At 38.2% G+C, this 14,657-nt stretch carries 13 protein-coding genes and 1 riboswitch; of the genes, 8 read left to right on the top strand and 5 right to left on the bottom strand.

Annotation, left to right across the window (positions count from 1 at the left end; all coding sequences use genetic code 11):
* Positions 1–13: 13 nt before the first annotated feature.
* On the top strand, positions 14–1,546 hold the full coding sequence (locus tag J7E57_RS09375; protein ID WP_215127349.1) for a DUF2271 domain-containing protein: 1,533 nt from the start codon (positions 14–16) through the stop codon (positions 1,544–1,546).
* Positions 1,512–2,201, top strand: a complete 690-nt coding sequence (locus J7E57_RS09370) for a PepSY-associated TM helix domain-containing protein (RefSeq protein WP_215127346.1) — start codon at positions 1,512–1,514, stop codon at positions 2,199–2,201. Before J7E57_RS09375 ends, J7E57_RS09370 begins: the two co-directional genes overlap by 35 nt.
* 1 nt (position 2,202) lies before the next feature.
* On the opposite strand, the gene J7E57_RS09365 is transcribed toward J7E57_RS09370, so the two are convergent.
* Positions 2,203–3,429, bottom strand: coding sequence for a multidrug effflux MFS transporter (locus tag J7E57_RS09365; protein WP_215127344.1), 1,227 nt, complete (start codon positions 3,427–3,429; stop codon positions 2,203–2,205).
* Positions 3,430–3,626: 197 nt separating this feature from the next.
* Between J7E57_RS09365 and J7E57_RS09360 the strand changes: the two genes are divergently transcribed.
* Positions 3,627–4,397: a queuosine precursor transporter gene (locus J7E57_RS09360; RefSeq protein ID WP_215127342.1), complete on the top strand. Its 771-nt coding sequence runs from the start codon at positions 3,627–3,629 to the stop codon at positions 4,395–4,397.
* 41 nt (positions 4,398–4,438) lie between these two features.
* Positions 4,439–4,888, top strand: a complete 450-nt coding sequence (locus tag J7E57_RS09355; RefSeq protein ID WP_215127339.1) for a hypothetical protein — start codon at positions 4,439–4,441, stop codon at positions 4,886–4,888.
* Positions 4,889–4,966: 78 nt separating this feature from the next.
* On the opposite strand, the gene J7E57_RS09350 is transcribed toward J7E57_RS09355, so the two are convergent.
* From J7E57_RS09350 to J7E57_RS09340, 3 genes are all read right to left on the bottom strand, one after another.
* On the bottom strand, positions 4,967–6,211 hold the full coding sequence (locus tag J7E57_RS09350) for a homoserine dehydrogenase (protein ID WP_215127337.1): 1,245 nt from the start codon (positions 6,209–6,211) through the stop codon (positions 4,967–4,969).
* Positions 6,212–6,342: 131 nt separating this feature from the next.
* Complete coding sequence (metX, locus tag J7E57_RS09345; protein ID WP_215127335.1) at positions 6,343–7,440, bottom strand: homoserine O-acetyltransferase family protein; 1,098 nt, start codon at positions 7,438–7,440, stop codon at positions 6,343–6,345.
* A gap of 45 nt (positions 7,441–7,485) precedes the next feature.
* On the bottom strand, positions 7,486–8,817 hold the full coding sequence (locus J7E57_RS09340) for an O-acetylhomoserine aminocarboxypropyltransferase/cysteine synthase family protein (RefSeq protein WP_215127333.1): 1,332 nt from the start codon (positions 8,815–8,817) through the stop codon (positions 7,486–7,488).
* Between the two features lie 263 nt (positions 8,818–9,080).
* A riboswitch (SAM riboswitch) is annotated at positions 9,081–9,191 on the bottom strand.
* A 211-nt stretch (positions 9,192–9,402) separates the two neighbouring features.
* On the opposite strand from J7E57_RS09340, the gene J7E57_RS09335 reads away from it, so the two are divergent.
* A complete protein-coding gene (locus J7E57_RS09335) occupies positions 9,403–10,416 on the top strand; it encodes a hypothetical protein (RefSeq protein WP_215127331.1) in 1,014 nt (337 codons plus the stop codon).
* Between the two features lie 125 nt (positions 10,417–10,541).
* Here J7E57_RS09335 and J7E57_RS09330 read toward each other — a convergent pair whose 3' ends face one another.
* Complete coding sequence (locus tag J7E57_RS09330) at positions 10,542–11,657, bottom strand: trans-sulfuration enzyme family protein (RefSeq protein ID WP_215127330.1); 1,116 nt, start codon at positions 11,655–11,657, stop codon at positions 10,542–10,544.
* Between the two features lie 122 nt (positions 11,658–11,779).
* On the opposite strand from J7E57_RS09330, the gene J7E57_RS09325 reads away from it, so the two are divergent.
* The 3 genes from J7E57_RS09325 to J7E57_RS09315 all read left to right on the top strand — a co-directional run bounded on the left by J7E57_RS09325 (position 11,780) and on the right by J7E57_RS09315 (position 14,614).
* Positions 11,780–12,274 (top strand): lipocalin family protein, encoded by a 495-nt coding sequence (locus J7E57_RS09325; protein WP_251029866.1) that lies wholly within the window; start codon positions 11,780–11,782, stop codon positions 12,272–12,274.
* Positions 12,275–12,696: 422 nt separating this feature from the next.
* Entirely contained in the window at positions 12,697–13,890 is a 1,194-nt protein-coding gene (mqnE, locus tag J7E57_RS09320) for an aminofutalosine synthase MqnE (RefSeq protein WP_215127328.1), read from the top strand.
* 100 nt (positions 13,891–13,990) lie between these two features.
* Positions 13,991–14,614: a histidine phosphatase family protein gene (locus J7E57_RS09315; RefSeq protein ID WP_215127326.1), complete on the top strand. Its 624-nt coding sequence runs from the start codon at positions 13,991–13,993 to the stop codon at positions 14,612–14,614.
* Positions 14,615–14,657 lie beyond the last annotated feature (43 nt).

Genomic DNA, 14,657 nt, shown 5'->3' with positions numbered 1-14,657 from the left:
TTATTCATTAAATATGAAGTTTAAACACTTAACCGCTGCCTTTTTATTGGTAATAAGTGCATCTGCATTTGTTAGCCCGAAAAAAGCTTTAAGAACATTTGTTTCCAACTACGAAAATGTATTGGGCACATCGTTAGAATTAAAATTTAAAACAACCAATCAGGCCGATGCAGATTTAGCCGAAACACGTGCATTAAACGAAATAGATAGGTTAGATGATATTTTGAGTGCTTATAAAGCTGACAGCGAGTTTAGTAAATGGATGAGCAATGGTAAACAAACCACCAAAGTTTCGGCAGATTTGTTTGAAATTTTAAAGCAATTTGAGAATTATAAAGTATTAACCAATGGCGCGCTTGATGCATCAGCTAAAGTAATAGGTGATGTTTGGAAAAAAGCAGCTGCCGAAGATCGTTTACCATCTGCTGAAGCATTAGCGCATGCAGTTACTTTGGTTAAACAAAAACACTACATTTTAAACGAACAGGATAAAACGGTTACCCGTTTAGATGATGCACCATTGGCATTGAATTCTTTTGCAAAAAGTTATATCATTAATAAAGCCGCTGAGAAAGCGCTTCAAAGCCCAGGAATTGAAAACGTGGTTGTGAATATTGGTGGCGATATGGTAATTAAAGGAAATCAGCCAGAAGCTATCGAAATAGCAAACCCTAAAGCTGATGCCGAGAACGATGCCGCACTAACAACAATCAAAGTGTGGAATATGGCCGTGGCAACCAGTGGTAATTACCGCAGGGGTTTTAATGTAAATGGAAAATGGTATTCGCATATTGTTGATCCACGCACTGGAAAACCTGCTTCGGAAATAATCAGTGCAACGGTTATTGGCCCTGATGCTAGTGAAGCAGGTGCTTTGGCTACTTCTTTTAATGTACTTTCTATTGCCGAGATCGAGGCATTGACTGCGACTAGAAATGACATCGCCTACTTGTTAATCACTAAAGATGGCAAAGAAATTAGAAGCAAAGAATGGGCTAATTACGAGCTTGCTTTAAATAAGCCGGCTATTGTTTTAGGAAAAGCAAGCAAAGCTGATAAACTTTGGAATACTAAATATGAATTAGTGGTAAACTTAGAAATTGCCAATATCGAATCTACAGATGGTAAACGTGTCCGTCGTCCGTTTGTGGCAGTATGGATTGAGGATGCAGCTAAAAGCCCTGTACGTAATCTGGCTATTTGGTATAACAAACCCCGTTGGTTGCCAGATTTAAAATCGTGGAGCCGTGCCAATGGCGATGAGTTTAAAAAAGGAGCAGAAGGAAAACTAAGCTCAACAAGTTCTGCAACACGTGGTCCAGGTAAATATAGCTTATCATGGGATGGAAAAGACGATAGCGGGAAATTGGTAAAAGCAGGTAATTACACCGTTTTTATTGAAGTAGCCCGCGAGCATGGAACTTATCAGGTAATTGCTCAAGAAATGAAATTTACCGGCTCAGCAAAAAGAATAGAATTAACGCCAAATACAGAACTAACATCAGCATCTCTTGACTACAGAAAAATCGGAACCGCAAAAAAATAAGATAACGGCTGCACCTAACGGCCTGGGAAAAAAGCAGGTTAAAAAAGATAACGGAAAAGGTAAGGGTAAAAAGCGTTTAGCTGGTTTATCACGCTGGCTGCACATTTATTTATCAATGGTAAGTTTTACGATCCTGCTATTCTTTGCAGTATCGGGTTTAACTTTAAATCATGCAGATTGGTTTACTTCTGGCAAGGAAGTGGTTACTAAAGATTCCGGTTCAGTAAACTTAAAATGGGTTAATGAGCCAGATACGAATAAGATTAACAAGTTGCAGATTGTTGAATTTTTCAGAAGCAAATATCAGGTCAAAGGTGCATTGAGTGATTTTAGAATGGACGATAGGGAACTGAGCTTAACCTTTAACGGTCCTGGTTACCTTGCCGATTCTTTTATAGACCGCGAAACTGGTAAATATGAATTAACCACCACCAGATTTGGCGCTGTGGCTGTGATCAATGACCTGCATAAGGGAAGGGATTCTGGTAAGGCCTGGTCGTGGATTATCGATATTTCGGCAGTGCTGATGACGTTGGTATCCATCTCCGGAATTATCTTAATCTGTTTTATTAAAAAGAAACGATTAAGCGGCTTCATCATTGCTGCCGTAGGAACAATCGTTTGCTATATAATCTACAAGTTATTTGTACCGTAGTTTAATGCGCTGCAACAGCAGCATCAGACGATGCTTCTACTTCAGTGGCGATAAACCTTCTGCCGATTAACAAACAGCCTAAAGCAATAAACGCAGCTGCTGTCATTACCAAAGGCATAGGCACAACCGAGTGTTCGCTAAATAAACTTACCATTACCGAGGCCAGCGCGCCTAATCCCATTTGTAAGGCACCCATTAGGGCCGATGCACTACCCGCATTTTTGGTAAATGGAGCGAGTGACAAGGCAGCTGCATTTGGGTTAATTAAACCTAAGCAGGCCAAAAATAAGGCGATAAAGCCTATGGTAGAATATAAATTTAACCAGTTATTTAAGGCGAAAACCAAAAAGATTAAACTGAAAATACACTGTGCAATAAGTGCATAGGTTACAATATTTTTGCTGGTAAACCATTTTAGTATCAAGCTGTTCACTTGACTCGATCCAATAAATGATACAGAAAGTAGGGCGAAGATCCAGCCGTAGCCTGTTTTACTTACCTCATATATTTTCATAAATACCTGAGGCGACGAAGATACATAGGCGAATAATCCCGAAAAGGTAATCGAACTGATCAGCGCATAGGTGTAAAATTGAGGCTCTTTTAAAACGGTATAGAAATTGGTTAAAATAGGCTTTGGTTTTAAAGAGTAATTCGGATCGGGTTTATAGCTCTCCGGTAGCTTGAAAATTGAAGCCAAGAGCATTAAAACTGCCATCAATCCTAAAAATACAAACACATATTTCCAGCCAAGGGCCGAAATTAAGTAGCCCCCTGCAGTTGGGGCAAGCATAGGCGAAACCGCGATCACCAGCATTAAGGAAGCAAATACTTTCGGGCTTTCTTCTACCGAAAACAGATCCCGTACCATGGCAACAGAGGCCACCGCAGTGGCACAGCTTCCAGTGGCCTGCACAAAACGTAAAACAATTAGTTGATTAACATCCGTTACGGCTAAACACAGAAAAGAAGCTATAATGTAAAGTGCTAAACCAAAATATAACGGTTTCTTTCTCCCAAATTTATCTAAGAGTGGTCCATACAATAACTGACCGGCAGAAATTCCGATAAAAAAGCTTGATAATGATAGGGCTACAGTTGATTCATTACTTCTTAAATCCTTTGCAATATCAACAAAACCAGGTAGGTACATATCAATAGAGAAGGGGCCAAGAGCTGCCAATGAACCTAAAATGAGTATAAGATAGAAGTGTTGTTTTTTAGCCATGAAGATTACCAGATTTTGATTCCGCAAAGATTGGGAGATTTAATTTGCTAACCTATTTTTACCGTCGAACGATTGTAAAAATCATATTTTATTATTGAACGATTAAAGCGGGTGGCTGCGTAATCTTTGTGTTAGCTCTGTTAAAAATACGATGATTGTTATACTAAATCTGCTATTTATTTATAGATTTATAGTCTATGACTTTTAAGACAAAAGAAAGCCGTTTACTACTCATTCTGGGTAGCTTTTTTGTAGCAAATGCTATATTATCAGAGTTTATTGGGGTTAAATTGTTCAGTGTCGAAGAAACGCTGGGCTTTAAAAAGTTCGATATAAACTTACTGGGTGTTCCGCATCTATCCTTTGTAATGTCGGCAGGAGTATTAACCTGGCCGATTATTTTCATCATGACGGATATTATCAATGAATATTTTGGTGTTAAACAGGTTCGGTTCTTATCAATTCTTACCGCCATATTAATTGCATTTGCTTTTCTTGTGGTTTGGGGATCGATGTATTTAACTGCCGCCGATTTCTGGGTGCATCAAAATATAAATGGAGAAGACCTCAATATGAATAATGCATTTGCGGGGATATTCGGGCAAGGGATGTGGATCATTGTAGGATCGATTACGGCCTTTATTATTGGGCAAATGGTTGATGTAATGATATTCCATAAAATAAAAAGGATAACAGGGGAGCGGGCACTTTGGCTACGCGCTACAGGTTCTACTTTAGTCTCTCAATTTATTGATAGTTTTGTGGTCATTTTTATCGCATTTTATATAAATCCTCAATATCATTACAGCTGGCAACAGGTTTTTGCCATTGGTTTAGTAGGATATACCTATAAATTTGTTGTGGCTATTTTAATGACCCCGATTTTATATATTGTACATGCCATAATTGATGGTTACTTAGGGAAAGACCTCGCACACAAGCTGATCAAAATGGCTGGAAGGGGATAAATATTTAAAACAAATAATAACCAAATTAATACATCCCATTTATGAGAAACATTTTAATGCTATTGGCAGTGCTTTCATTATTTTCTTGTGTTAACAAAGATGCAAGCAAAAAAGGTTCAGACCTTGATATTCAGGGTACCTGGCAATTATTATCAGCTACAACCATCGAAAATGGAACTAGCCAAACAACAGATTATTCTGGCAAGCTGAAAATGATCAAGATGTTTAATAATACACATTTTGCATTCTTAAAACATAGCCTTAATCCTAAAGATACCAGCAGTTTTGATGCTGGTGGAGGAAGTTATGTATTGGATAAAGATAATTATACCGAGCATTTAGAATACTATAAAAACAAAGATTGGGAAGGCAAAACTTTTAAGTTTAAACTCGCTATCCATAAAGATACTTTGATTCAGAAAGGCATTGAGAAGGTAGAAAAAGCAGGGGTAGACCGGGTGATTATCGAAAAATACATTAAGGTAAAGTGATTAACGCAAAAGGTCGGACTCGCTCCGACCTTTGTACTTAACAACAAAACAAATAAAAAAATTAACCTTAAAAATAAATTACAGGCTTGCCAATTCCTGGGCAAAAACATTTTCACTCAATTGCTCTTGTTTGTAAATCTGTCTGCCAGTATAAGCTACAAAAACAGATTCATCCAAAAGCAAGTCGCGGTTTTTAATTAAACGCTCCAACTTAACTGTTCCAACCACATATTTATAGCTGCTTGCAGCATAACGTTCGCTGATGTTGTCAAATTCTAACAGTGTAATCAGATCTTCATCCGCATAACGTAGGTAAATCTCCAATAAAATTTCTTCGGTATGTTTTACGCCATTTTCTGAGTGATATTTTTTGTACTCGTAACGGTAATCGTAACGCAAGGCAGCAATGTCAGAAAGTACAGCAGCACCAGTAGGGTGGCCTCCAGCACCTTTACCGTAGAAAAATTGTTTATCAGCAAAAGCTGCCTGAACTGCAACTGCATTGTACTCGTTTTCTACGTTGTAAAGGAAATCATCTTTAGCTACCAGCTTCGGTAGTACATAAGTTACGATATCTTTTGTATTCACTTTACGTGCCGTAGGAACCAATTTAATTTTAAAGTTTTTCTCACGCGCATATTTAATGTCGTGGTTAGAAAGGTTCTGTATACCGATGTTTAAAATGGCATCTGGATTTACAAATAAACCATATGCGTGTGCTGTAGCAATAGCCAGTTTATATTTTGGATCGTAGCCTCCCACATCCAAAATCGGGTCGGTTTCTGCGAAACCTAAATCTTGTGCTTCTTTTAAAGCCGAGTCGTAACTTTGGTTCTCATTAAATATTTTCGACAAAATGTAATTAGATGAGCCATTAAAAATTCCACTCAAAGCATGGAATAATTCATTGTCGTAATATTCTTCCAGGTTACGGATAATTGGAATACTGCCACAAACGGCCCCTTCGTACAATAAAGAAGTACCATGCTCTTGTTGTAAATCAACCAGCTCTTTTAAGTGTGTGGCGATCATTTTTTTATTGGCAGAAACTACGTTTTTACCGTTTTTTAATGCAGTGGTTACAATTTCGTAAGCAGCATCGGCATCGTTAATTAATTCTACAATTGTATTGATCTCTGTATTGTTCAGTATTTCGTTGCGATCAGTAGTGAACAGATCTTTATTAAGGGTACGTTTCTTTCTTGGGTCTTTTATCGCAATTTTAATGATCTCCAGGTTCAGGTTCTGGCTTTGGATAATATCCAATAAACCTTGTCCTACAACGCCGAAACCAAATAAACCGATTTTTAAATTCTTACTCATTTTTTTAAAGTGATTACACAGATAAATGGATTACACCGATATAGCTGTTCTTATTTTGTGATTTATTTTAAATTTTATTATGGTACCCAGTTTTTCACCTTCAACCTTTACACCCTCTTCCTTATACCTTTCTAAGCGGTATGCTGTAGTTTGATTATTTTTTTATTCCGGCTTTCCTTGATAAAGTTTCCTATTACATTAGTCAAGGCATCTGTTTCGATTAAGAATCCATCGTGACCATAATCTGAGTGCAAGGCACTAAATTCTGCTCCTGGGATATGATCGGCCAGGTATTTTTGCTCCGATAAAGGAAACAAAACGTCATTTTCTATCCCGATTACCAAAGTATTTGCCGTAATTAATTTTAGTGCATCGGCAATGCTTTTGCGGTTACGGCCCACATTGTGGCTGTCCATTGCTTTGGTTAAATAATAATAACTGTAGGCGTTAAAACGGTTAATCAGTTTTTCTCCCTGATAATTCTGATAAGAAGAGGATCTGAAATTGTCGGTTTTATCGTTTACGCTTTCTACCTGTGTACTACCGTAAGCGCTGTAGGTTCTATAACTTAAAAGTGCAATGCTACGGGCTGTTTTTAAACCTTTGCTGCCACCGTTTGGCTGGTTGGCATAAAAAGTTCTATCAGTAGTAATGGCCAAACGCTGACTTTCGTTAAAAGCAATTCCCCATGGAGAATGCGCTGCATTAGTCGCAATCAAGATCAGGTTTTCAATTTTATTCGGCTCCGAAATACTCCACTCAACAGCTTGCTGCCCGCCTAAAGAACCTCCGATCAATAATTTAATATAATCAATGCCTAAATGCGAAGCCAATAACTGGTGTGCCGATACTAAATCGCGGATGGTAAACTGCGGAAACGAAAGGTAATAAGGTAAGCCTGTTACGGGATTAGTACTTAATGGATTTGTGCTGCCGTAATGCGAGCCTAAAACATTAGCGCAAACGATATAATGCTCTTCGGGATTGAACAAAGCATTTTCGCCGAACAAACCTTCCCACCATTCAAAAACATCAGCATTGGCGGTAAGTGCATGGCAAACCCAAATTACATTATCTTTATTTGCATTTAATTTGCCATAAGTTTGATAAGCAACTTGCAGGTTACGGATCTTTTTTCCGCTCTCTAATTTAAACTGTTTGTTATAACTATATGTTGATGCAAAATTCCCTGAAGTGGATTTTACATTATCGTTTTTACTGTTATGCATTTTGTAATGTTGTTGTTGTTAAAAGCCCATAAAGGGGTTTGAGGTTTAGGCTTGTAAATTCTCTGCCGGAACTGTAGCATTAATGGTTGCAAATGCCTGTTCGAAATCGGCTTTAATATCATCGATATGCTCAATGCCTACAGAAACCCTCAGCGCGTTCGGTTTTACACCAGCTGCTAATTGTTCTGTTTCGTTTAATTGCTGGTGTGTTGTGGCAGAAGGCTGAATGATCAGCGTTTTTGCATCACCCACATTGGCCAGGTGCGACACCAGTTTTAAGTTATCAATTACCTGTGTTGCATTTTCTTTGCTTCCAGCTAATTCGAAAGATAAAACTGCGCCAAAACCATTGCTTAAATATTTTTTAGCCAGGTTGTTATATTTACTGCTTGCTAGGCCAGGGTACTGAACTTCTTTAACTAATGGATGGTTTTCTAACCAGGTAGCTAATTCTAACGCATTATCTACATGGCGTTGAACGCGGAGTGATAAAGTTTCTAATCCTTGCAATAAAAGAAAAGAATTGAAAGGCGATAGGGCAGGTCCCAGATCTCTTAATCCTTCTACTCGGGCACGGATGATAAACTGGATGTTACCAAATGGTCCGCCGATACCAAAAACATCGCTGAAAACCAAACCATGATAACCTTCTGAGGGCTCAGAGAATTGAGGAAACTTACCATTGCCCCAGTTGTAATTTCCACCGTCAACGATAACCCCGCCAATACTTGTTCCATGCCCGCCGATCCATTTAGTTGCAGATTCTACAACAATGTTGGCGCCATGTTCCAATGGTTTAAACAAATAACCTCCTGCACCAAAAGTATTGTCGACCACTAATGGTAGATCGTATTTTTTTGCAATTGCGGCAATTTTTTCGAAATCAGGCACACTAAATGCAGGGTTGCCAATCGTTTCTAAAAAGATTGCTTTTGTTTTATCGGTTATTTTACTTTCAAATTCTTCAGGTACATCTGGATTGGCAAAATCGACATGAATACCCAAGCGCTTAAAAGCTACTTTGAATTGATTATAGGTTCCACCATAAATATGGCTAGAAGAAACGATGCTGTCGCCTGCCTCCAGTATATTATTTAATGCAATAAACTGTGCTGCTTGTCCCGATGCTACCGCTAAAGCTGCTACACCACCTTCTAAAGCTGCAATACGTTTTTCGAAAACATCGTTGGTTGGGTTCATAATCCTGGTGTAGATATTGCCAAACTCTTTTAATGCAAATAAATTAGCCCCATGTTCGGCATTTTTAAATCCATAAGAAGTGGTTTGGTAAATAGGAACAGCCCTTGATCCTGTTGTTGGATCTATTTCCTGGCCAGCGTGTAGTTGTAAAGTTTCAAATTTATATGATGTTGACATAATTTCTATTTTTTTAGTTGATGTGATTAGATAGCAGAAATTAGAATAATCCTAAAACCTAGCAGGGTGTATCCCGATTTCCCGGGACCTTCCAATTTGAAAGAAACAAAAAAGGAAGATTTTTAAATTACTGTATGCAACAGCACATACAAGTAAACGCACGCATATCACAACAAATAAAAGAAATAGAAGCTTGTTCTACCTTTTTAAGGTTTGTACTGGGCTCGCTTAGCGATTGAAGATTTAATGTTTTCATCAGTTCTAATTTATATCTCCAAATAACACCATGTTATCCGGTCAGGAATTGGCACCTTCTCTTTCTGAGGGTTGCCAGTGGGTCATCGAGCCAGTCTCTCGCCACTTCTTTATAAATCAACCCGTGAAGATTGACTTTTATTTAGCTATCTGCCAAATAATATTCCAAATGTCTGAATTTAATTTTAATCCACAAAATAAAATTTTGAAATTACATTAACTCATTGAAAATGAATTGCGTATTTTTATGATACAATGACAATCTGAAACTTTAATACTGAATTAACGCTTAAAATTCTAAGTTTGTGGTACCTATCTAAATTAATTATGATGAAAAATACAAAATCACTATGTTTAGGCCTGTTGTTTACTATTGCTTGTTTAAATAATGTAAATGCTCAATTCGGAGGCTTAAAAGATAAATTATTAAAAGTGGGCACTGCCCAGGGTGCTAAAGCTTTAGGTGTAGATAAGTTTTTAAAACAGCCTGCTGCCATTACCACTAATTTTGAAGACGTAAATAGAGAAGGCGAAAAGCTGCCTGATTTTATTAATTCATTAAATTTAAAAGCCCAGCCCTTGTATTTACTGCCTAAAAATCCAGATGGTGGTTTTGTGCTTTGCGAGGGGCTTTACGAAATGACCAATAAAAGTTATTGTCTAAAAGCAGGAACTTTTGCCCCATCAAAGGGTGATGGTTACATGTTTGCGCCTGTTTTAGGCCCGAAGGAAGAAATTGTGGTTTCAATACTGAAAAGTGCAGAAAAGCATTCTGATGTAGACCAACACGACATTCAGGCATTATTATGGACCATTATTGCAAGAACAAAATTTGCTGATTTTAATGGACAGGTTAAAGTAACCGCCATTAAATTGTTAACGCCAAAACAACTTACACAATTGGAAGGCGGTGCTTTAGGTGTTTTGCCTTTTGATGTAATGGAAAAGGCTAAAGACCAGTTACCATCAGGGGTGAGGGCTGTTTTTGAAGCAGAAAATAATATCCGTCAACTGGTTTCGTCTGGAAATTATACTTATGCCGACATGGAAAAATATGCGATTATAGCGGGTATGGCGCCACCAAGAAGCGATGTGCCAAGCGGTATCTGGACCAAACACCCTGACGGTTATTATGTACGTTATTTTCCTTCTGGTTATTCGATTACCAAGGTACAGGTTTATGTACCTAAAGAATTATTGGCTGGTGGTACAAAATTAATATATGATGCTGCTGGTGACATTGCCTGCCCAGCTAATACAGGTTCGCAACGTTTAGCACAGACTAATGAGCCTCTGGAGGCAAATTATTCGTTGAAGTTGACTACGATTTGCAATCCTAAATAGATTTCAAAACAAATATTCGTCATTGCGAGGAGGAACGACGAAGCAATCTTAAAGCGCACGCTAGTAGCGACCGTTGTAAGATTGCTTCGTCGGCTGAAAAAGCCTTCTCGCAATGACGATTCTTTTTAACCCAACGCCTGTGCTAAATCGGCGATAATATCGTCTACATGCTCTAAGCCTACAGAAATACGAAGTAAATTTTTTGGCGTTTTACTATCAGGGCCTTCCACCGAATAACGGTGCTCAATTAAACTTTCTACACCACCTAAACTGGTAGCCTGCGCAAATAGCTGAACCTTATTTACTACTTTGTGGGCCTTTTCAACACCTCCTTTAACCAAAAACGACATCATTCCACCAAAATCTTTCATTTGTTTCTTTGCAATTTCGTGCTGTGGGTGACTTTCCAAGCCTGGATAAAAAACAGCTTCAACATTTGGATGTCCGTTTAAATAGTCAGCTATAATTTTTCCATTTTCACAATGGCCTTTCATGCGATAAGCTAGTGTTTTAATGCTTCTGGTTAACAGAAAACAATCAAAGGGAGAAGGAACCGCACCACCCGTTTGCTGTATGTTTTTGATTTTCTCCCACAACTCGTCCTTTTTTGCTGTTACCAGAATCCCGCCAAGTACATCGCTATGGCCACCCAGGTATTTGGTACTGCTATGCATTACAATATCAGCACCCAGTAAAATCGGGTTTTGTAAAATAGGAGAAGCAAAGGTGCTGTCGCAGGCCATTGTAATGTTTTTAGCTTTAGCTATTTTGGCAATTTGTTCGATGTCGGTAATCTTTAATAATGGATTAGATGGGGTTTCGATCCAGATCAATTTGGTGTTAGGTTTGATGCTCGATTGGATCAGGTTTAAATCAGTTTGGTCAACAAAATCAAATTCCAAACTATCGTTAAAAATCGTAAGAAGCTGTTTTTTAATACCCCAATACATATCATCAGGAGCAATAATGTGGCTACCAGGTTTTAAGGCCTGGAACAAAACCATACCACAGGTATTGCCTGAAGAAAAAGCAGCAGCATCTTCGCCATATTCTAATGTGGCTACAGTGTTTTCTAAAGCAGACCGGTTTGGATTGCTTACCCTGCTATACATATGCCCTCCGGGATAACCTCCATCTTCATCACGAAAAAAAGTTGTTGATAGATTAATAGGTAGGGTAACATCGCCAGTAATGCTTTTTACAAGATTAGAAGCGTGAATAGCAAGGGTTTCGGGTTTCATGATAATTGATTTTGATCGAAGTGATATGGTGATGCAATTTAATAATTTGGCGCTAATTTAAGGTTCGTAATGGTTTTGGCAAGATTTATGTAACAAGTTTGACGAAATTAAATTAAACGAAAATGAAAAGATTATTTATAGCTATCGCAATAGCATGTTCTACTTTAGTAATGTTACAAAGTTGTTCATCAACTAAAAATGCTGCAACAGGTATTAATGGTGGTAGAGGTACAATTACTGGTACCTGGGTTTTAAACAATGTAACTTTAGAGGGTTTGCCTGACCAAACTGTTCAAGGTTTATTCGGCGAAAAATCATACAAATGTTTTCAGGGAAGTACATGGAAATTAACCAATAGCGGTAATGGTTCTTATACTTTACCAGCATCAAGTACTTGTGGTTCAGTAATGCAAACTATTTTCTGGTCGGCAACACCTGCTGATGAAACTTTCCAATTCAAGAAAATTTTTGAGGGTGATAAAGCTAAAAATGTAACAGAGGGTTACCGTTTGGTGTTAACTCAACTTTCTAAAGGAAATATGGTTATGAAATCGCCAATTGAATTCGGTGGAAAAACAGCTAATATCGTGTTGACGTTTTCTCCAGCAGCCAATTAAGCATTAGTTACGAAACCGTTATGAACGGCTTCATAACTAAGTAATAAATGTTCATGATAGCATTACTATCACTGAAACGCATAAATTGCCAGTGATAAACATATAGTGAGAGCACTTCTGAAAAGAGGTGCTTTTTTATGCACTAATCTAAATCGTCCGCCATTTCGAGCGGAGTGCAACGAAGTCGAGAACCCGAAGGCTCAGCGAAGCTAAATCTATCAAGATAGATCTCTCCATTCCACTGCGTTCCAGTCGAGATGACGACTCTAAGGCAATTTTACAAGAAAGCAATCAAATCTGTGTTTATTCTCGTTATATCTGTGGTTGATTCTCACAGCCAACATTCAAAAATCGCGGTTTGTTACAAGAAAATGATTTGCAAATCGCCTCATTATTGTATTTTTGTTCAAAATAAATCAGGAATGAATACAACTGAGCAAGTTGAAAAGATATTAGCTGATACCAATTTATCAACTGAATTACAAAACATAGCACACAAAGTCCTTTACGGAGAACGGATTACCTTTGATGAAGGCGTTCACTTGTACGAACATGCAGAACTGGGTTACCTTGGTATTCTGGCAAATTTTATCCGCGAACAGAAACACGGTGATAAAACTTATTTCAACCGGAACTTCCATTTAGAACCTACCAATCTTTGCGTTTACGACTGCAAATTTTGCTCATACTCCCGTTTAATCAAACAAAAAGAAGAAGGCTGGGCCTTAACGATGGAGCAAATGCTCGATATCGTTAAAAAATATGATGGCGAACCTGTAACGGAAGTGCATATTGTAGGTGGGGTACTTCCTCAATACGATGTTGCCTTTTATTCTGCTTTATTTACCGCTATTAAACAGCATCGCCCTGATTTACATGTGAAGGCATTAACGCCTGTTGAGTACCATTATATCTTTAAGAAAGCCAAAATCGATTATGCAACAGGTATGCGTTTGATGAAAGAGGCCGGATTAGAATCAATACCAGGTGGAGGAGCAGAGATTTTTCACCCTGAAATCAGAGAACAGATTGCTAAAGATAAATGTACTGGTCAGCAATGGCTTGATATTCATGAAGAATGGCACAAACTCGGTATGCGCAGTAATGCCACCATGCTTTATGGTCATATCGAAAAATATTGGCATCGGGTAGATCATATGGAGAGATTACGCGAATTGCAGGATCGCACAGGTGGTTTCCAGACTTTTATTCCGCTAAAATTCAGAAATCAACATAACCAAATGAGTAATGTGCCTGAATCTTCAGTAATTGAAGACTTAAGGAATTACGCCATCGCCCGTATTTACATGGACAATTTCGATCATATTAAAGCTTATTGGGCAATGATCAGTCGTGAAACAGCTCAGCTATCCTTAAATTATGGTGTTGATGATATAGACGGAACCTTGGACGATACCACCAAAATATATTCAATGGCTGGTGCCGAAGAGCAAACACCCGCAATGAGTACCAAAGAGCTGGTGAATTTGATAAAACAAGTGGGGAGAAAAGCAATAGAGCGCGATACTTTATATAATGTGGTTACCGATTTCGAGCACGTAGTTTTCGAAGAAGAAAAAAAACCTCAATATTATAAGCTACCGGTAGTGAATTAATGATTGAATGAAGGAATGACAGAATGAGTGAGTGTTTAGGATAGTGGATGTTAGATTGTCATTCTATCATTCAAAATTCACTCATTCAATAACTTAATAAATGAAGGAAATATACATTATACGCCACGGCGAAACGGAACTTAACAGACAAGGCATAGTACAGGGCAGAGGTATAAATTCTGACTTAAATGATTTAGGTAGGGCACAGGCAGAAGCGTTTTATCAAACCTATAAAAATGTCCCTTTTGATAAGATTTACACTTCGGATTTAAAACGTACCTGGCAAACCGTCCAGAAGTTTATTGATTCGGGATTACCCTGGGAAAAACTTTCGGGTTTAGACGAATTGGCCTGGGGCGTTTGGGAAGGGAAACCGAATACTGAAGATGCACGTGACGCTTTTCGTGAGATGTTGCAAAGCTGGCAGGATGGTGATTATACTGCTCATTTCGAAGGTGGCGAAAGCGTTCAGGATGTTTACGAACGTTTAAAACAACCGATGGAAGTTTTGATGAGCAGACCTGAAGAAAAAACAGTTTTACTTTGCATGCACGGTAGAGCGATGCGCGTTTTCTTGTGTTTATTGTTGGGTAAACCGCTGAGCGAGATGACCGAGTTTCCACATCAAAATACGGTGCTTTATAAAATGGGATTCGAAGATGGAAAATTTACTGTTCTTGAATTTAATAGTGCCGTTCATTTAGACGGTTTAGTAATTGGATAAGCCCAATATAATTCGTCATCGTAATCCGATAGCTATCGGATTT

Origin of the sequence: Pedobacter sp. ISL-64 (assembly GCF_018613605.1) — a bacterium.
Lineage (GTDB): Bacteria > Bacteroidota > Bacteroidia > Sphingobacteriales > Sphingobacteriaceae > Pedobacter.
The sequence above is the reverse complement of the archived record's forward strand: the minus strand, read 5'-3'. Positions and strand labels throughout refer to the sequence as shown.